Raw genomic sequence first — 18,840 nt, 5'->3', positions numbered from 1 at the left:
TGGTCTTTAAATTTAGTAGAAATCAATTAAGCCAACATCTAAGAAGTAGTCCTTTTTAGTTTGATTTCAATACTCATTTTCGTATAAAACATGATCTCGACGACTTCAAGTTGATAGCGCTTTTTATTGATGGTCACGATCTTATTTTCTATCGATTTTTTCAAAAGCACCTTTCCTTCATAAACACTGGCGACATCTTTGGCGAGAAGAGAGGAAAGGTCGTCCTCAATCACATCCTCCGCTTCTGCAATACTGAGCCGATCCAGACTGTATTTTTCATTCGTGATGGTTACTTCCACTTCCTGAATCGTCAGGATTTCCTCGTTTTTCTCATTCAATTTTTTATAATCCTGCTCCCAAATTGCGATTTCCCCGTTTAAATCCTTGATTTCTTCTCTTTGTTCGTGAAGGATCCGGATCTGCTTCTCCTGCTGAACACCATGCATATAAAAGAAAATAACCCAGCTGATCAATCCGCCAAGTGCGGCTCCGGCAAAAAAACGCTGCCAGGTGGGAGACCTGTGATAGGGAGGAATTCTCATGGTGAAATATGCTCTTGCGTGAACCAGTTTATGATCAGTGCTCCTGTCTGTGCCCCTCCAAGTGCAGATAGAATCAATAGGACCTGTTTGACTATATCCTTCGTTTCTCCGTGGAAAATACCGCGTTCAAAATTATAGACCATATCAAAAGTACCCCCGATCGCAGCGACAATGGCCCAAATACGAAGGCTGTCCGACAGCCGGAATACAGTCGTCATCGGGGCTTGTCCAGTAAAAAAAGCCGCGAGGCCCCCGATTATAGAGCCGCCAAGCAATACGCCAAGCGATATGAAAAAGCTGTTGAGAAAGGCTGGAACAAAGGCTTCATTCATATATCATCATCCTTTTTTGCTTGATATTCTTCTATTCCATTTATATGGGAAGTTCAGAGGTAATATGATAGTCGCAGGAAATCAGGAAGTTAAATTGCATTGGTAATGAGAACATATTTTCTTTTTTTGAAATAAACACTATAATGAAAAGAAACATGCCTTACAAAGGTGGGAGAAAAAACGTGTATACTCATCTCCATATTCAGAGCGGATACAGCCTGCTGACAAGTACGGTGAAAATCACTGAACTTGTGGCCAAAGCGAAAGCGGAAGGCTGTACAAGTCTTGCCTTAACCGATCGAAATGTTATGTACGGTTCGGTCTATTTTTATAAAGAATGCAAGAGACAAGGTATAAAGCCGATCATCGGCATACTTGCGGATGTCCTTGATGAACGGGAATCGCCACATGGACTTCTTTTATTGGCAAAAAGTCTACAAGGATATCAAAACCTGCTTAAAATAAGCAGTGCCATAAAAACGAAATCCCCGTCAGGCATTCCGATGAATTGGCTAAAAGCCTATTCCAGGGGTTTGATTGCAATCACACCGGGTGCGGAGGGGCAAATAGAAACGCTATTGAGAGAAGAAAATCCTGAAGAAGCCAAACAGGCAGCAGGGCGATTTCTGCAAATTTTTGGTCATGATAATTTTTATATATCCATACAGAGACTTTCGATTGCGGATGAGGAAAAAGGTAACGAAGCCATAAGTCAGTTGGCGAGAGATTTAGAGATAAAGATTGTCGCGACGAATCCGGTCTATTATTTGAATGAAAGCGATGCACTCGCACAAGAAGTCCTGTTGGCAATTGGAAATGGCGACAAGCTGGCGGATGAGACGCATACGGTACTTGAATCAGATCAATTTTATTTGAAAAGCCGGGCTCAGATGGCAGAACTATTCCATGACAGACCGGATGCACTCGAAAATACACTACATATTGCCGCGCAATGCAATCTGGAAATCCCATTTAATCGTTCACTGCTGCCTAAGTACCCTACTGAAGATGGAGTAACAGCCGAGGAAATGCTCGAAGCCATCTGTTTCCAAGGGCTGAAGAAAAGATTGCCGGAGCCATCCATCCAATATGAAGAGCGCCTACGATATGAGCTGGATGTCATCACAAAGATGAAATTCAGCGATTACTTTTTAATCGTCTGGGATTTCATGAAATTCGCTAAGGACCATCAAATCCTTACTGGTCCTGGAAGGGGCTCTGCCGCCGGGTCGATGGTAGCTTATGTCCTGTCGATAACGGATGTCGATCCTATCGAACATTCCTTGCTGTTCGAGCGTTTCCTGAATCCGGAACGTGTCTCGATGCCGGATATCGACATTGACTTTCCGGATAACCGCCGCGAAGAAGTGATTGCCTATGTCGCGAAGAAGTACGGGGAACTTCATGTAGCACAAATCATTACATTCGGAACTTTGGCTGCCAAGGCTGCGTTAAGGGACACAGGACGTGTTTTCGGCTTGAATTCAAAGGAACAGGAAGCGGTATCGAAAATGATTCCAGGCCGTCTGGGCATCACGCTTCCCGAGGCTTTCAAGGAATCGAAAAGGCTCAGGGAATTCGTTAATGAGAGTGACCTGAATCAAAAACTTTTTCAAACCGCGTTATTGCTTGAAGGTCTGCCTCGCCATGCTTCGACTCATGCTGCCGGCGTCGTCATCAGCGACCAGGCACTGACCGAGCATATTCCGATTCAGGGAGGGCATGACGGAATCCATCTGACTCAATATCCAATGGACCTTCTCGAAGAACTGGGACTTCTTAAAATGGATTTTCTTGGACTTCGCAACTTAACGCTCATCGATAATATTCTAAATAACATTAAAAAGGGAACGGGGAAAAAGCTCGACTTGTCCCATATCCCTATGGATGACCCCGAGACGCTAGCCCTTTTAGGGAGAGGAGAAACAACCGGGGTGTTTCAATTCGAATCGGATGGCATCCGAAAGGTTTTGATAAAGCTGAAACCGAACCGATTCGAGGATATCGTCGCGGTCAATGCCCTATATCGTCCAGGTCCGATGGAAAATATACCGCTGTTCATCGAGAGAAAACATGGACTGGCTCAGATTGATTACCTTCACGAGGATTTGAAGGATATCCTCGAGCCTACTTACGGGGTCATCGTATATCAAGAACAAATCATGCAAATTGCCTCCCGCTTAGCCGGGTTTTCACTAGGGGAGGCTGACCTGCTCCGCCGTGCCGTTTCCAAGAAGAAGAAGGATGTTCTGGATCAAGAGCGGCAGCATTTCGTGAGCGGCTCATTGAAACAAGGATATTCCGAAAAAACGGCAGATGAGATTTATTCCTTGATTGTCCGCTTCGCTAACTACGGATTCAACCGAAGCCATGCGGTGGCGTATAGTTTCATCGCTTATCAGCTTGGTTACTTGAAAACTCACCATCCGGAATATTTCATGGCAGCACTCTTGACATCGGTCGTCGGGAATGATGAAAAGATTTCGCAATATATCCGTGAAGCAAAAAAGAAAGGGATATCGGTTCTGCCTCCCTCGATTAACCGGAGCGGATACCCGTTTTTACCCGAAAAGGAAGGGATCCGTTATAGCCTTGGAGCCATAAAAGGGATAGGCGGTACGGTCCTGAAAGAAATATTTGCTGCGAGGAGGCAGAAGAAGTTCGCTGATTTATTCGATTTCTGTTTGCGCGTTTCAGGGAAAATCGTAAATAGGAAAGTGTTGGAGGCGCTTGTGCATTCAGGTGCATTTGATGAATTCGGTGAAGACCGGGCAACATTGTTGGCGAGCTTGGACGTAGCGATCAATCATACGGAATTGGTTAATCCGGATGATGACCTATTCGATATGTTTTCGGATGGTGAGTTTTCACTCAAACCGAAATACAACCGGGTCGATCCCATCCCTATCGAGCACAAACTCTCATTGGAAAAAAGCGCATTGGGCCTTTATCTATCGAATCATCCGGTGACAAGCTACAGAGAACTTTTTCAGCACTTCGGCTGCTTGACCATAGATGAAGCTACCGATAAAAAGGAATCAAAAGTCTTACTTGGCGCATACATTACGTCGGTTAAAACAATAAGGACAAAAAAGGGCGATGTGATGGCTTTCTTGAGCGTTAGTGATGAAGAGGGGGATATTGAAGCGGTCGTTTTTCCAAATGTTTATAAAAACCACTCTGCTGAATTAAATCATGGACAACTCGTTATGCTGCAAGGAACATTGGAAGAGCGGGATGGAAAAACACAGCTCCTGATCAGGAACGTTTACCCGCTTGAAAAAGTGAAGCAGATGAAAGAGGAACATAACGGAACGATATTCCTGAAAATTGAGGCCGGCAAGCAAACGAAGGATACACTGCAAAAAATAAAAAAAATTTTAATGCAGCATAGCGGTGAAACCAAGGTCATGCTTTTTTACGAGAGGGAAAACCGCTATGTACAGCTATCTTATTGGGATTGGGTCAATCCTTCAGATAGTCTGATGCAGGCATTATTTGACTTGGTTGGAAAAGGGAATGTGGTTTACAAGAAAGAATAACTGTTTTACAACTTTAATAGTTATGTTATATTGAAAACAGGCCGCTGTGGTCTGACCACTAGATTTCAGCATATAAGATATGGGTTATCCAATTTGTTTTAGGAGTGAAACTATGACATTAAGAGAAGAAGCATTACATATGCACCGCTTGAATCAAGGGAAATTAGAAACAGTTTCGAAAGTACCGGTAAGGAATGCAGTAGATTTAAGCCTGGCTTATTCTCCTGGTGTCGCAGAACCGTGTAAAGATATTTACGATAAGCCGGAAACCGTCTATGACTATACAATGAAGGGGAATACTGTTGCCGTTATTTCTGATGGAACGGCTGTGTTGGGACTTGGAAACATCGGTCCGGAAGCTGCTATGCCGGTTATGGAAGGGAAAGCCGTTTTATTTAAAAGTTTCGCTGGAGTGGACGCTTTCCCAATCTGTTTAAAAACGACGGATGTGGACAAAATTGTAGAGACCGTTAAATTACTCGAACCTACTTTCGGTGGAGTGAACTTAGAGGACATAGCCGCACCAAATTGTTTTGAAATTGAAGAACGACTCAAGAAAGAAATGAATATCCCTGTTTTTCATGATGATCAGCACGGTACAGCCATTGTTACTGTTGCCGGTCTTGTGAACGCGTTACGACTTGTGAATAAATCAATGTCGGAAATTAAAGTGGTGGCGAATGGAGCAGGAGCTGCGGGCATTGCCATCATTAAATTGCTTTATAGCTATGGAGTTCGTGACATCATCATGTGTGATACGAAGGGTGCCATTTATGAGGGCCGTTCGACAGGTATGAATGATACAAAAGAACAAGTGGCGAAAGTCACAAATCGAAATAAGGTTTCAGGACCTTTGGAAACTGTCATTCAAAACGCTGATGTATTTATCGGTGTTTCTGCCGCAGGTGCATTGACAAAAGAAATGGTTTCTTCGATGAATCGGGATGCGATCATTTTCGCGATGGCTAATCCAGATCCGGAAATCATGCCGGAAGATGCGAAAGCAGCGGGTGCCAAGGTTGTAGGAACGGGCCGTTCGGATTTCCCGAATCAGGTCAATAACGTCCTAGCTTTCCCAGGGATTTTCCGTGGTGCCTTGGATGTACGTGCAACACATATCAATGAAAAAATGAAGGTTGCAGCAGTACAAGCCATTGCCGGTTTAATACAGGAACATGAGTTAAACGAAGACTACGTTATCCCTGCTCCATTTGATGAGAGGGTAGCACCTGCCGTTGCGGCTGCTGTTGCCAAGGCAGCGATGGAAACGGGAGTGGCTAGAATTAATGTGGATCCCGAGGAAATTAAAGAAAAAACAAGGAAATTAGCGATCATTGGAAAAAGTGAGGAATAATTAATTTGGCAGGTCGTACATCTTCATCCAAAATTTATCTCGATGTAGTTGAGAGCCTACGTAGCATGATTGAAGCGGACAGCCTCCTGCCGGGAGATAAAATCCCATCAGAACGGGAGTTATCGGATCGTTTTAATGTAGGCCGTTCCTCTGTCCGTGAAGCATTGCGTGCCTTAGAGCTATTAGGATTAATAGAAACAAGGCGTGGTGAAGGGACGTTTATCAGGGATTTCCAGGAGCATAAGCTAGTCGAGCTTCTGGGAACCTTTTTTTTGCAAGATAAAAAAGTACAAGAAGATTTGTCTGAGACGAAAAGGCTGATTGAAATTGACTGTTTGCGGATCGTCGCCTTTTTCGCTACGGCTGAGGACATCAAAAGATTAATGGTCTGGGTCAAGGCGGATGAGTTTCATGATGATGATTTCTTCTTAAGGATTGCCATTTTGAATCGCAATCGATTGCTGGAAAGAATTTGGCGCATTGTCAACAGCTATGCTAGAACATCAGAGATGGTACAGGGTAATGTGAAAAAAGAAGATTATCTGTCACTTCTTACATATTTGCTCGAACGTGATGAAGAAAAAGCCATCGAAACGTATCTTATTAGAATTAGAAATATGTCGAAGGACGAGTGACACCTTTTTACACGATACTAATTTTATTTCTGATATAGTTTGTACCAAGTATCATAAAATAGATAATTGGTGGTAAAGGGAGGATTAAGCTTGCTTAAAGAGCTATTTGCGAAGTCTAAGAAGAAATATGCAACGGTTCCTTTAGATCGGGAGAAACAAGATGTACCAGAAGGAATCATGACAAAGTGCACCGGCTGTAAAAAAATCATGTATACAAAAGAATTGGTGAAAAACAAGAAAGTTTGTTTACATTGCGGGCACCACCATCCGATGTCTTCCCATGAGCGCATCGAATTTTTATTCGACGCCGGCAGTTTTAATGAATTTGATAAAGAAATGATTTCAGTTAACCCGCTTGAATTTCCGGATTATCTGGAAAAATTAGAAAAAGATAGAAAGAAAGCCAAGATTAATGAGGCGGTTGTAACAGGAGTTGGAAGCATCAATGGGTACCAAGTTTCAACAGCCATAATGGATTCGAATTTCCGGATGGGGAGCATGGGATCCGTTGTTGGGGAAAAAATTACCCGTGCCATTGAACGTGCAGGTGAGTTGAAGATTCCGTTCATCATTTTTACCGCATCAGGCGGCGCTCGGATGCAGGAGGGTGTTTTAAGCTTGATGCAAATGGCAAAGACAAGTGCAGCACTCAAGATATTCAGCAATGAAGGTGGACTGATCATATCAATGATGACCCATCCTACCACAGGCGGGGTTTCGGCAAGTTTCGCGTCACTTGGCGATATTAATCTAGCCGAGCCTGGAGCCCTTATTGGTTTTGCGGGAAGAAGGATCATTGAACAGACGATCCATGAAGAGCTTCCTGAAGATTTCCAAACGGCTGAATTCTTGATGAAGCACGGCCAATTGGATGCGGTCGTCAAACGTACGGAAATGAAGGAAACCTTGACGACGATCCTTAAAATCCATGCCCCGGGCGGTGAATGGTTATGATTTACGAATTGGAGTTCGAGCGTCCCATTACGGACCTGAGAAATAAGATTAAAGAGCTAAAGTCAATTTCGAAGGATGCTGATGTAGACCTTACAGCTGAAATCGAAACATTGGAAAAGCGTTTAGAGAAGCTGGAAGTGGATATTTATAACCATCTTAAACCGTGGGATCGTGTTCAGATTGCCCGGCATCCAGCACGTCCGACTACGCTTGATTACATTCCGCTATTATTCAATGACTTCATCGAGTTTCATGGTGATCGTTATTATGGGGATGATGAAGCGATTGTCGCTGGAATCGCGGAATTTGATGGACTTGCCGTGACGGTCATCGGCCATCAACGAGGTAAGGATACGAAGGAAAACATCCGTCGTAACTTTGGTATGCCCCATCCTGAAGGCTACCGAAAAGCATTGCGTCTGATGAAACAGGCTGAAAAATTCAACCGGCCGATCATTTGTTTCATTGATACGAAGGGAGCTTTCCCTGGTAAAGCTGCTGAAGAGCGCGGGCAAAGTGAAGCCATTGCGAAAAACCTATTCGAAATGGCAGGGCTGAAGGTACCGGTAATCAGTATAGTCATCGGTGAAGGCGGAAGCGGAGGTGCATTGGCACTTGGCGTCGGAGACCGAATTTTCATGCTTGAGAACTCAACATATTCGGTAATTTCCCCAGAAGGGGCTGCAGCCTTGCTGTGGAAGGATGCCTCCCAGGCTAAGAGGGCTGCGGAATCGATGAAAATCACGGCTCCCGACTTAAACCGCTTAGGAGTCATTGATGAGATCATTCCTGAAGTGAGGGGCGGCGCCCATCGGGATTCGAATTTACAGGCTGAAGCCATCAAGGATATCCTGAAACGTTCATTCAAGGAACTTCTGCCATTGAATAGTGATGATCTAATCAACCGGCGTTATATGAAATTCAAGAAAATCGGTGAATATGAATTTGCAAAACAACCTGAGGGCGAACCTAAGGAAGTGGAACAGCATTCATAAACACATTTTGTAAATGGAAAAACGTGCTGCCTGGGGCAACACGTTTTTTCATCCTTTCATGGCGCATATGTATTCATTACCGAAACGAGTAAAGAATATGGTTTGTGTGTAGAATGTAAACTTTTACGCCATTTTACTTCAATTTCTGAAGAGAATCGGTTAGGCTTATAACATCAAGTGAGCATAAGTGAAACAAGTACTGCTTATTGAGGCATGAAAAAGGGTACAATGATATAATGGAGCTTGAAATTGATTAGTGCTGTAGAGAGGTGACATTTATGAAAAGAATAGGTGTATTGACAAGTGGAGGAGATTCTCCAGGAATGAATGCGGCAGTCCGAGCAGTTGTCCGGAAAGCAATTTTTCATGAAATTGAGGTCTTCGGGATTTATCATGGTTATCAGGGTCTAATAAATGGAAATATAAAGAAGCTAGAACTTGGGTCGGTCGGGGATATCATCCATCGAGGCGGCACGATGTTACATACGGCTCGCTGTCCGGAATTTAAGACAGAGGAAGGCCAGCTGAAAGCGATTGAACAATTGAATAAACTTGGTATCGAGGGCATTGTCATAATTGGTGGCGATGGTTCTTACCGCGGAGCGAAAGCTTTAACGGAAAGGGGCTTTCCTTGTATCGGAGTTCCTGGAACAATTGATAATGACATACCGGGTACGGACTTTACGATTGGTTTCGATACGGCCCTGAATACAGTCATCGATGCTATCGATAAAATTCGGGATACGGCTACTTCTCATGAAAGAACTTATGTAGTTGAAGTGATGGGAAGAGATGCCGGCGATATTGCGCTTTGGGCTGGATTGGCTGGCGGAGCTGAAACGATTCTTTGTCCTGAATATGAATATGAAATAGATGATTTGATTGGAAAACTGAACCGCGGACATGACCGAGGGAAAAAGCACAGTATCATCATAGTAGCAGAAGGTGTTGGAAGTGCCGTTGATATCTCCAGGAGTATTGAGGCGAAAGCAGGAATTGAAACCCGTGTAACTGTCCTGGGCCATGTTCAGCGCGGGGGATCTCCTTCGGCTAATGACCGGGTATTGGCAAGCCGCCTTGGAGCAAAAGCGGTTGAATTGCTCCTTGAAGGAAAAGGAGGCAGGGCTGTAGGGATAGAACAAAATCAACTTGTTGATTATGATATCATCGAAGCCCTTGCTAAACCGCATACAATTGACAAGAAGATGTATGATTTATCTGCAGAGCTATCGATTTAATCATTATTGATAGGAATTGCTTTTTAAAGAATTGGGTATTTAAATAGAGGACATAAAACACTGCGCCCCTGTCTTCAAAAGGTGGACAGGCGGCGAGTTTTCCTTAAAGGAGGATGACACATGCGTAAAACCAAGATTGTTTGTACGATTGGACCCGCGAGTGAAAGTATAGAAAAGCTGGTTCAATTAATAGAAGCAGGGATGAATGTGGCACGTCTTAACTTTTCTCATGGAAATCATGAAGAACATGCCGCTAGAATTCGCAATATAAGGGAAGCTAGCGAAAAAGCGGGTAAACAGGTTGCCATCCTGTTGGATACAAAAGGACCTGAAATACGAACAAATAATATGGAAAATGATTCTATAGAGCTTGTAGCCGGCAATGAAGTCATTATTTCCATGAATGAAGTCCTTGGAACACCTGAAAAATTCTCCATTACCTATGAAGGGCTTCTGCATGATGTCCACCCAGGATCTAAAATCCTTTTGGATGATGGATTGATCGGGCTTGAAGTGTTGAAGATAGATCAGGTAAGAAAAGAAATCCATACGAAGATCTTGAATAGCGGTACACTTAAGAACAAAAAAGGCGTGAATGTTCCTGGGGTTTCGGTAAACCTGCCTGGCATAACGGAGAAAGATGAACAGGATATCCTTTTTGGAATCGAACAGGGTATCGACTTCATTGCTGCCTCATTTGTACGCAGAGCTTCCGACGTGCTTGAAGTTAGTGAATTATTACAGCAAAATGGAGCGGAACATATTCAAATCATCCCAAAAATCGAAAATCAAGAGGGCGTAGACCGTCTTGATGAAATTTTGGAAGTTTCAGATGGCTTGATGGTAGCACGTGGAGACTTGGGAGTGGAAATTCCTGCAGAAGAAGTGCCATTAGTCCAAAAACAAATGATCAAAAAATGTAATAATGCTGGGAAACCAGTCATAACGGCTACACAAATGCTCGATTCGATGCAGCGTAACCCAAGGCCGACCCGTGCAGAAGCAAGTGACGTGGCCAATGCCATATTTGATGGAACGGATGCAATCATGCTTTCTGGCGAAACAGCTGCTGGAACCTATCCTGTCGAAGCGGTGCAAACGATGCATAACATTGCTTCACGTGCTGAAACTGCCCTTGATTATCGGGATATATTATCAGTCAGAAGCAAAGTGAACCGTCATAATGTCACTGATGCTATTGGCCAATCCGTTGCCCATACAGCGCTTAATCTTAATGCAGGGGCAATCATCACCCCTACGGAAAGCGGCCATACGGCAAGGATGATTTCCAAATACCGCCCTAAAGCACCGATCATTGCGGTTACATCCAATGATCATGTTACAAGAGGGCTTGCATTGGTTTGGGGAGTCTATCCGCAGATTGGTCCAAAAGCAACGACTACCGATGAAATGCTTCAAACCGCAATAGATGAAAGTTTGCATTCTGGCTTAGTTTCCCATGGGGATTTAGTCGTCATTACAGCCGGTGTGCCTGTAGGTGAAACAGGTACGACTAACTTGATGAAAATCCATGTGTTAGGAGAGGTTCTTTTGAAGGCTCAAGGAATCGGCAGGAAATCAGCTAAAGGTGAAGTGGTTATCGCTAAGAATGCCAAGGAAGCTTTGGAAAAAGTGACGGAAGGCTCTGTATTGGTTACGATCGGTTCGGACCGCGAAATGATGCCGGCGATTGAAAAGTGTGCGGCATTGATTACGGAAGAAGGCGGTTTGACAAGCCATGCAGCTGTTGTAGGAGTCACATTGGGCATACCGGTCATCGTTGGGGCGGAGGACGCGACCAAGGTTTTCAAGGATGGTCAAAGAATAACAGTCGATGCAGGTCGCGGAGTCATTTATGATGGACATGCCAACGTACTGTAAACGAAATTTTGGCTGATTCCGTGCCAATGAGGTAAGATGGATGTACCGCACCAGAAATGGGCTGTGCAGGAGGAATGTAGATGAAATATTTTTTAATGTTTATCATTGCGATGCCGGTCGTTGAAATTATTGTCCTTTTGCTGTCAGGCAATCTGATTGGTTTTTGGCCAACGCTGTTCCTGATTGTAGCCACAGGCTTGATCGGAGCCTATTTGGCTAAACGGCAAGGGATGGAAACATGGAAAAAGGCACAGGAACAGATTCGTTACGGAATGATGCCTGGAAATGAAATCATTGATGGAATCTGTATCTTTATCGGAGCTGCACTGTTGCTGTCCCCTGGGCTCATCTCGGATATGATGGGATTGATCCTTGTGTTTCCGCCAACCCGGAATCTCCTCAAACCGATTGTTATCCGATTTATCATGAACAGAATGAATAAAGGGAAAGTTACCATCATTCGGCATAAATAATATAAGGCTGTCTAAAGGCTCAAGCTTTTAGGCAGCCTTTTTGGTCTGGAAAAAAGGTAAACAAAAGCATCCAAGTTTTTTATAGGGTGCTTTTTTGCTTTCATTAAAATGGGAGTTTCAATGTAAATGGATTTTCTCTGTTTCACCATAAAATGATGATTTCCATGAGAATGAAATGTGTATAATAACAGGATTTAAAAATTATTAACTCCTTGGAAACATTGGTAAAACAGGCTTTTCCATGCTAAAAAATCTTTTTTTAGATTTTTTAGAAAAAACTGGTGACAAAATTATACAACGTGTTATATAATACAAACAGGAAATAAAACAACTGTATTATAACATAGAAGAGTTGGAAAGGATGTGGAGAGGCAACATGATTACGGAAGCAAAAGGCTTACAAATTACAGGCAGCATTAAGCCAGGATATGAACAAATACTTACAACGGATGCTCTTCAATTCATTGGAAGAATTGAACGGCATTTCACTGGAAGAAGGGCAGAACTTCTGGAACGGCGGAAAAGCGTTCAGGAAGAACTGAATCAAGGCAAGCTTCCTGATTTCCTTGAAGAAACGAAGCATATTCGTGAAAGTGATTGGACAATTGCGGCCCTCCCGAATGATTTGCAGGACCGCAGGGTTGAAATCACTGGACCTGTCGATCGTAAAATGATCATTAATGCCATGAACTCAGGTGCCAATGTATTCATGGCGGACTTTGAAGATGCCAATTCACCCACTTGGGAGAATTGCATTGATGGTCAATTGAATCTGCGCGATGCAATCCGAGGAACCATCTCATTTAAAAATCCAAATGGCAAAGTGTATGAATTAAATGAAAGAACAGCTGTCTTAAAAGTAAGGCCGCGCGGCTGGCATTTAGAGGAAAAACATGTCCTTTTGGATGGACAGCCTATATCAGCCAGCATTTTTGACTTTGGACTGTACTTTTACCACAATGCAAAAGCATTGATTGAAAAACACAGCGGTCCATACTTTTACTTACCAAAATTGGAAAGCCATCTCGAAGCAAGATTATGGAATGAAATATTCGTATATGCACAGAACGATTTGAGAATTCCGCAAGGAACAATCAAGGCAACGGTCTTGATAGAAACGATTCTTGCTGCATTCGAAATGGACGAAATTCTGTACGAGCTGAAAGAACATTCGGCAGGCCTGAACTGTGGCCGCTGGGACTATATCTTTAGTTTCCTGAAAAAATTCCGTCACTCGGATGATGTTATCTTCCCAGACAGGCAGCAGGTCACGATGACCGTCCCGAATATGAGGGCGTATTCCTTACTGGCAATCAAAACATGTCACACTCGTAATGCTCCTGCAATTGGCGGGATGGCCGCGCAAATTCCTGTTAAAAATGATCCGGTTAAGAACGATGAGGCTTTTGCGAAAGTAAGGGCAGATAAAGAACGCGAAGCAAGAGACGGTCATGATGGAACATGGGTTGCCCACCCAGGTATGGTAAGCACGGCAAAAGAGGTTTTTGACCTGCTCGTCCCAAAACCGAATCAAATTTTCCGGAAACGGGAAGATGTCCATGTAACAGCTCAAGAGCTGCTTGCCGTACCGGAAGGAACGATTACAGAGGCAGGATTAAGGACGAATATTAACGTAGGCATCCAATATATCGCCTCTTGGCTAAGCGGCAGAGGTGCGGCACCCATCAATAACTTAATGGAGGATGCTGCAACCGCTGAAATTTCAAGGGCTCAAGTCTGGCAATGGATCCGTCATCCAAAAGGCATTCTCGAAGATGGCAGGAAAATAACCGAGGAATTATTCCATCAAATCAAAGAAGAAGAATTGGCGGTCATTAAATCGGAAGTAGGGGAAGAAACTTTCATATCAGGAAAGTTTGAAGAGTCTACTAAACTATTTGAACAATTGATTGAAGCGGATGACTTTGCAGATTTCTTAACCAACGCGGCATATGAAAAATTATCTTAATATTCAAAAAGTATAATATAAATTAGGAGGAAATAATGATGATGAATGAGAGAGCGCAAAAATTACAACAAAGCTGGGAAAATGACTCACGGTGGACTGGAATCAAGCGCCCTTATACGGCAGAAGAAGTTATTAAACTAAGGGGTTCCATCGATATTGAACAAACATTGGCACGCCGTGGTTCTGAAAAACTGTGGAATCTATTAAATACAGAGGATTTCATCAATGCATTAGGAGCATTGACTGGTAACCAAGCCATGCAGCAGGTGAAAGCTGGTTTAAAAGCAATCTACTTAAGCGGCTGGCAAGTGGCGGCAGATGCTAACATTGCAGGGCAAATGTACCCTGATCAAAGTTTATATCCAGCCAACTCCGTACCGCAAGTGGTTAAACGCATTAATCAGACACTTCAGCGTGCAGACCAAATCAGCTTTGCTGAAGGAAAAGATGATATCGATTGGTTCGCACCAATCGTGGCAGATGCTGAAGCAGGCTTTGGCGGTTCCCTTAACGTCTTCGAATTAATGAAAGGCATGATCGAAGCTGGAGCGGCAGGCGTTCACTTTGAAGACCAGCTTTCTTCCGAGAAAAAATGTGGTCACCTAGGCGGTAAAGTCCTTCTTCCAACCCAAACGGCAGTACGCAATTTAGTTTCCGCCCGATTGGCAGCCGATGTAATGGGTACACCGACTATCTTGATTGCCCGTACGGATGCTGATGCTGCAGATTTGATCACTGATGATATTGATCCGGTCGATGCACCATTCATCACGGGTGAAAGGACTCCGGAAGGATTCTACCGCACGAACGCAGGTCTTGACCAAGCAATTGCAAGAGGTCTTGCTTATGCTCCATATGCCGACCTTATCTGGTGTGAGACTTCTGAACCTAATCTAGCGGATGCTCGCCGCTTTGCCGAAGCGATCCATGCAGAATTCCCGGGCAAACTGCTTGCTTACAATTGTTCACCATCATTTAACTGGAAAGCGAAATTAAGTGATGAAGAGATTGCCAATTATCAAGTGGAATTGGGTAAATTGGGTTACAAATTCCAATTCGTTACACTTGCAGGCTTCCATTCATTGAACCATAGCATGTTCAATCTTGCTCTTGGTTATAAAGACCGCGGCATGGCTGCATACTCAGAACTTCAACAAGCGGAGTTCGCTAGTGAGCCAGACGGCTATACAGCAACACGTCATCAGCGTGAAGTGGGAACTGGTTACTTTGATGAAGTGGCACAAGTCGTTTCTGGAGGAACATCATCCACAACAGCACTTGCAGGTTCCACTGAAACAGAACAATTCGAGACGTCAAAATAATTTTAGCTTAAAACCAAAGATCCGCCTTGTACCCGAGGCGGATTTTTAAATGGAAATCGGTGAATGCTAAGGATATTCTTGATCAACTTAAGTTGTTTTCTTTGTATCCCCGATGATGAAAGTCCATATGGCCTTGAAGACATTTGCACGCTGAAGTGTATTGAATATGACAAGCACTACAGGTCCTGCAATCAAACCTAGGAAACCGATCAATTTGAAGCCTATGAACAAGGCGATGAGAGTGGCAAGCGGATCCAAACCAATACTGGAAGAAAGTACTTTTGGTTCTATTAGCTGACGTTGGACAACGACGATTATGTAAAGGACGGACAAACCGATTGCGAGACTTGTATTACCGGCGATGAATTCAAAGATGATCCATGGAATGAAAATCGTACCTGTCCCTAAATAGGGGATGATATCGACCAGCCCGCATATCAAGGCAATGGTAATTGAATAATTCACCCCTAAAATGAGAAATCCGATTAAAATCGTGACAGTCGTCAATGAAACAAGAGTGAATTGTGCCCGGATAAACCCGAACAAAGCCCTTTTTAAATCCTTGAATAAACGCTTTGCACCTGCAAAAATCTTATCAGGCAACACTTTTCCGGTCATTCGGCTAAAGGTATCCCAATCTTTACTGATGAAGAAAGTGCCCAGCAGGGTAAAAAGGAGTGCCGTTGCTGTAGTTGGAAACCATCCGATGATTGTGGGGATGTTCTTCAAGAAAGCTTGAATGAAGCCGCTTACTCCGGTAGTGATGGACTCACCGATATTTTGGATGTTCTTGAGGACGGTGTCTTGCTGTTCGATATCCAAATTATTGAACATGGCAGCTATTTGATTATATAAAGGGATGATGGTGGACGCTATGTATGTTTCTATATAATCCACTATGGTTTCAATGTGTTTCGGGATGACTCCGGCAAGGTAATTGGTTCCTGAAATGATCTCGGCAACCAGTAAAGTGATAAGACCTGCAAATAAAAGGAAAATGAGTAACAGGGAAACGAATACAGCCAATCCTCGGGGCAGCCTCCCTTTCCTTTCGAAAAAAGTGACCAGGGGATTCATCAAGAAAGCGATTATCATGGCAATGATGAATGGATATGTATATTTAGATAAATAAAACACGGCAATCCCGCCTAAAATTACCCCTCCAACGACCAGTAAAGAGCGAATGAAACGATACATATATACCGGATTCAAGTCATATCCTCCTTCAATCATAAAGTTTGTATTATAATTGTAACGATGATGGAAAAGAAAGGAAAGATTCTTTCATCTTTCGGCTTAACTTTTTTCGCCGATACATCGTTCCATAAATCATTTTTCTCCTAGGAAACAAGGGAGTTTGTTATGTTAAAATAACAAAAAAGAAAGGAAGAAGGTGAAGGGATAATGATCAACGGTCCTGTCGTATTTTTAATTCTGCTTGCTGCAATAGGTTGGTTTGGGAAAAATACTTCACTGATCATGGCTGCGGGTTTTCTTTTAATCATGAAACTGATTGGCCTTGATGCCAAAGTGTTTCCATACCTGGAAGCGAAAGGAATCAACCTGGGCGTTACGATCATTACGATTTCCGTACTGATACCAATAGCAAACGGGGCGATAGGTTTCAAGGAACTAGGAGACGCGATAAAATCTCCTTATGCCTGGATTGCGCTTGCATCTGGAATAGCCGTTGCGCTCATAGCAAAAAATGGGATTACGCTCCTATCACATGATCCGCACATTACCACGGCTCTTGTTTTTGGGACGATTCTTGCGGTCGCATTATTCAAAGGTGTGGCTGTCGGTCCGTTAATCGGGGCGGGAATTGCTTATTTATGCATGCAGATATTCAATTTCTTTAAATGAAGCGAATGGCTAATGGCAGAAAAGTCCGTCAGTCCCGGGAATATAAATTTTCTATTTAATGTTTCATTTATTCTGCCTTGGGGCAAATTTTCAAAAAACCGTATTGAATCGCATTAAAATAAGCAAGAGAATATGTAGCTAATTTTTCTAATAAAATAATAATTTTTTCACATTTTAAGTGCTTTTCATTCCCAAAAAAGTGTTTATTGTTTATAATAATCATGTAACTGCTCTGATTTATTAAAATTGGGATTCGGAATATCATTGATATTTTTGAGGAATCTTAAAAAAAAGATGTAGTTATTGAGCAAGCGCTCACTAGGAATAGCTACAAGCATTATTTTTAGAATTTCGTATTAAAGATTATCGTACATTTTATATTGTTGGGGTCATATTCTGTGAACGCTTCCAATACAAGGTGTATGTCTTCTGCTAAAAAATAGATGGTTGTTTACAAAAGCTAATTTCTTGGAAGCGCTACATTTATACGCTAATAGCAAGGGCATAGGGGAATATCTAGGAAAAGGAGAGATTTAGTATGACAGCAACAAAAGGTCTTGAAGGTGTGGTAGCAACAACTTCATCAGTAAGCTCCATTATCGATGACACATTAACGTATGTAGGATATGACATCGATGATTTAGCTTCAAACGCAACATTCGAGGAAGTAATCTATCTTTTATGGCACGGAGCTCTTCCGAACAAAAGCCAACTAGAAGAATTAACTAAACAACTTGCTGAAAATGCTGAAATTCCAGCTGAAGTGGTTAATCACTTCAAAACATACCCAATTGATAAAGTACATCCAATGGGAGCTCTTCGCACTGCAGTATCTCTACTTGGTCTTTATGATGAAGAAGCAGATGTAATGAGTGAAGACGCTAACTATCGTAAAGCAATCCGCATCCAAGCAAAAATCCCTACATTGGTAACAACTTTCGCTCGCGTCCGTCAAGGGAAAGAAGCTGTTGCTCCACGTACAGATTTAAGCTTTGCTGCTAACTTCTTATATATGTTAAGCGGTAACGAACCAACGGCAATCGAAGAAGAAGCATTCAACAAAGCATTGGTTCTTCATGCTGACCATGAATTAAACGCTTCTACATTCACTGCACGCGTTTGTGTGGCTACATTAGCTGATATCTATTCTGGTGTAACTGCTGCGATCGGCGCTTTAAAAGGCCCTCTTCACGGCGGAGCTAACGAACAAGTCATGAAAATGCTTACAGAAATTGGTTCAGTTGATAACGTTGAGCCATATATCAACGAAAAATTAGCCAATAAAGAAAAAATCATGGGCTTTGGCCACCGTGTATACCGTAAAGGTGATCCTCGTGCTAAACACCTTAAAGAAATGTCACAAAAACTGACTGAACTTACTGGACAACCGCAATATTATGATATGTCCATCAAAATTCATGAAATCGTAACCGGTCAAAAGAACCTTCCGCCGAACGTGGATTTCTATTCTGCTTCTGTATACCATAGTTTAGGTATCGAGCATGACCTATTTACACCAATCTTTGCTGTAAGCCGTGCTTCAGGCTGGATCGCTCATATCCTTGAGCAATATTCAAACAACCGCCTTATCCGTCCGCGTGCAGAGTATGTTGGACCAGGTATGCAAAAATACGTACCGATTGAAAACCGCTAATTTAAATTTTTTCGAAAAATCATTTTTTATTTCATCGAATTTGTAGTAAATTAATAGATGTGAGTAAAAAAGGTTAGTGGTTC

At 42.8% G+C, this 18,840-nt stretch carries 15 protein-coding genes; 12 read left to right on the top strand and 3 right to left on the bottom strand.

Translation table 11 applies throughout. The features are described 5' to 3' along the window. Nucleotides 1–38: 38 nt before the first annotated feature. Together ytrI and ytrH are read right to left on the bottom strand one after the other, a co-directional pair. Nucleotides 39–542 carry a sporulation membrane protein YtrI gene (ytrI, locus tag ACYP5M_RS10190; protein WP_101222918.1) on the bottom strand — a complete coding sequence of 168 codons (504 nt, stop codon included), beginning with the start codon at nt 540–542 and terminating at the stop codon, nt 39–41. Then, nucleotides 539–874, bottom strand: a complete 336-nt coding sequence (ytrH, locus tag ACYP5M_RS10185; RefSeq protein ID WP_034309135.1) for a sporulation membrane protein YtrH — start codon at nt 872–874, stop codon at nt 539–541. The genes ytrI and ytrH overlap by 4 nt, the downstream gene beginning before the upstream one ends. 182 nt (nt 875–1,056) lie before the next feature. Here ytrH and dnaE point away from each other — a divergent pair, with 182 nt between their 5' ends. The 10 genes from dnaE (at nt 1,057) to aceA (ending at nt 15,237) form a co-directional block, all read left to right on the top strand. Next, the gene (gene dnaE, locus ACYP5M_RS10180) at nt 1,057–4,416 is read left to right on the top strand and encodes a DNA polymerase III subunit alpha (protein ID WP_459735004.1); all 3,360 of its coding nucleotides are present in this window, start codon (nt 1,057–1,059) and stop codon (nt 4,414–4,416) included. Nucleotides 4,417–4,528: 112 nt separating this feature from the next. Continuing rightward, nucleotides 4,529–5,770: an NADP-dependent malic enzyme gene (gene ystJ, locus ACYP5M_RS10175; protein ID WP_101222916.1), complete on the top strand. Its 1,242-nt coding sequence runs from the start codon at nt 4,529–4,531 to the stop codon at nt 5,768–5,770. 5 nt (nt 5,771–5,775) lie between these two features. Continuing rightward, nucleotides 5,776–6,405 carry a FadR/GntR family transcriptional regulator gene (locus ACYP5M_RS10170; RefSeq protein WP_101222915.1) on the top strand — a complete coding sequence of 210 codons (630 nt, stop codon included), beginning with the start codon at nt 5,776–5,778 and terminating at the stop codon, nt 6,403–6,405. Nucleotides 6,406–6,495: 90 nt separating this feature from the next. Further along, a complete protein-coding gene (gene accD, locus ACYP5M_RS10165) occupies nt 6,496–7,359 on the top strand; it encodes an acetyl-CoA carboxylase, carboxyltransferase subunit beta (protein WP_230176751.1) in 864 nt (287 codons plus the stop codon). Then, the gene (accA, locus tag ACYP5M_RS10160) at nt 7,356–8,354 is read left to right on the top strand and encodes an acetyl-CoA carboxylase carboxyl transferase subunit alpha (protein ID WP_101222913.1); all 999 of its coding nucleotides are present in this window, start codon (nt 7,356–7,358) and stop codon (nt 8,352–8,354) included. Before accD ends, accA begins: the two co-directional genes overlap by 4 nt. Before the next feature lie 278 nt (nt 8,355–8,632). Then, nucleotides 8,633–9,592, top strand: a complete 960-nt coding sequence (gene pfkA, locus ACYP5M_RS10155) for a 6-phosphofructokinase (RefSeq protein WP_101222912.1) — start codon at nt 8,633–8,635, stop codon at nt 9,590–9,592. 120 nt (nt 9,593–9,712) lie between these two features. Then, nucleotides 9,713–11,473, top strand: coding sequence for a pyruvate kinase (pyk, locus tag ACYP5M_RS10150; protein WP_101222911.1), 1,761 nt, complete (start codon nt 9,713–9,715; stop codon nt 11,471–11,473). Between the two features lie 80 nt (nt 11,474–11,553). Then, nucleotides 11,554–11,946, top strand: a complete 393-nt coding sequence (locus ACYP5M_RS10145) for an FxsA family protein (RefSeq protein WP_459735003.1) — start codon at nt 11,554–11,556, stop codon at nt 11,944–11,946. Between the two features lie 376 nt (nt 11,947–12,322). Continuing rightward, the gene (gene aceB / locus ACYP5M_RS10140) at nt 12,323–13,915 is read left to right on the top strand and encodes a malate synthase A (RefSeq protein ID WP_459735002.1); all 1,593 of its coding nucleotides are present in this window, start codon (nt 12,323–12,325) and stop codon (nt 13,913–13,915) included. Between the two features lie 38 nt (nt 13,916–13,953). Continuing rightward, nucleotides 13,954–15,237 carry an isocitrate lyase gene (gene aceA, locus ACYP5M_RS10135; RefSeq protein WP_101222909.1) on the top strand — a complete coding sequence of 428 codons (1,284 nt, stop codon included), beginning with the start codon at nt 13,954–13,956 and terminating at the stop codon, nt 15,235–15,237. Nucleotides 15,238–15,324: 87 nt separating this feature from the next. Here the strand turns inward: aceA and ytvI are convergent, their stop codons facing one another. After that, nucleotides 15,325–16,449 carry a sporulation integral membrane protein YtvI gene (gene ytvI, locus ACYP5M_RS10130; RefSeq protein WP_434167528.1) on the bottom strand — a complete coding sequence of 375 codons (1,125 nt, stop codon included), beginning with the start codon at nt 16,447–16,449 and terminating at the stop codon, nt 15,325–15,327. A gap of 192 nt (nt 16,450–16,641) precedes the next feature. On the opposite strand from ytvI, the gene ACYP5M_RS10125 reads away from it, so the two are divergent. Both ACYP5M_RS10125 and citZ read left to right on the top strand, forming a co-directional pair. Beyond that, complete coding sequence (locus ACYP5M_RS10125; protein WP_101222907.1) at nt 16,642–17,103, top strand: DUF441 domain-containing protein; 462 nt, start codon at nt 16,642–16,644, stop codon at nt 17,101–17,103. 538 nt (nt 17,104–17,641) lie between these two features. Then, on the top strand, nt 17,642–18,757 hold the full coding sequence (citZ, locus tag ACYP5M_RS10120; RefSeq protein WP_095390768.1) for a citrate synthase: 1,116 nt from the start codon (nt 17,642–17,644) through the stop codon (nt 18,755–18,757). The last annotated feature ends 83 nt before the right edge of the window (nt 18,758–18,840 follow it).

The organism is Peribacillus sp. N1 (assembly GCF_054600815.1).
The sequence above is the reverse complement of the archived record's forward strand: the minus strand, read 5'-3'. Positions and strand labels throughout refer to the sequence as shown.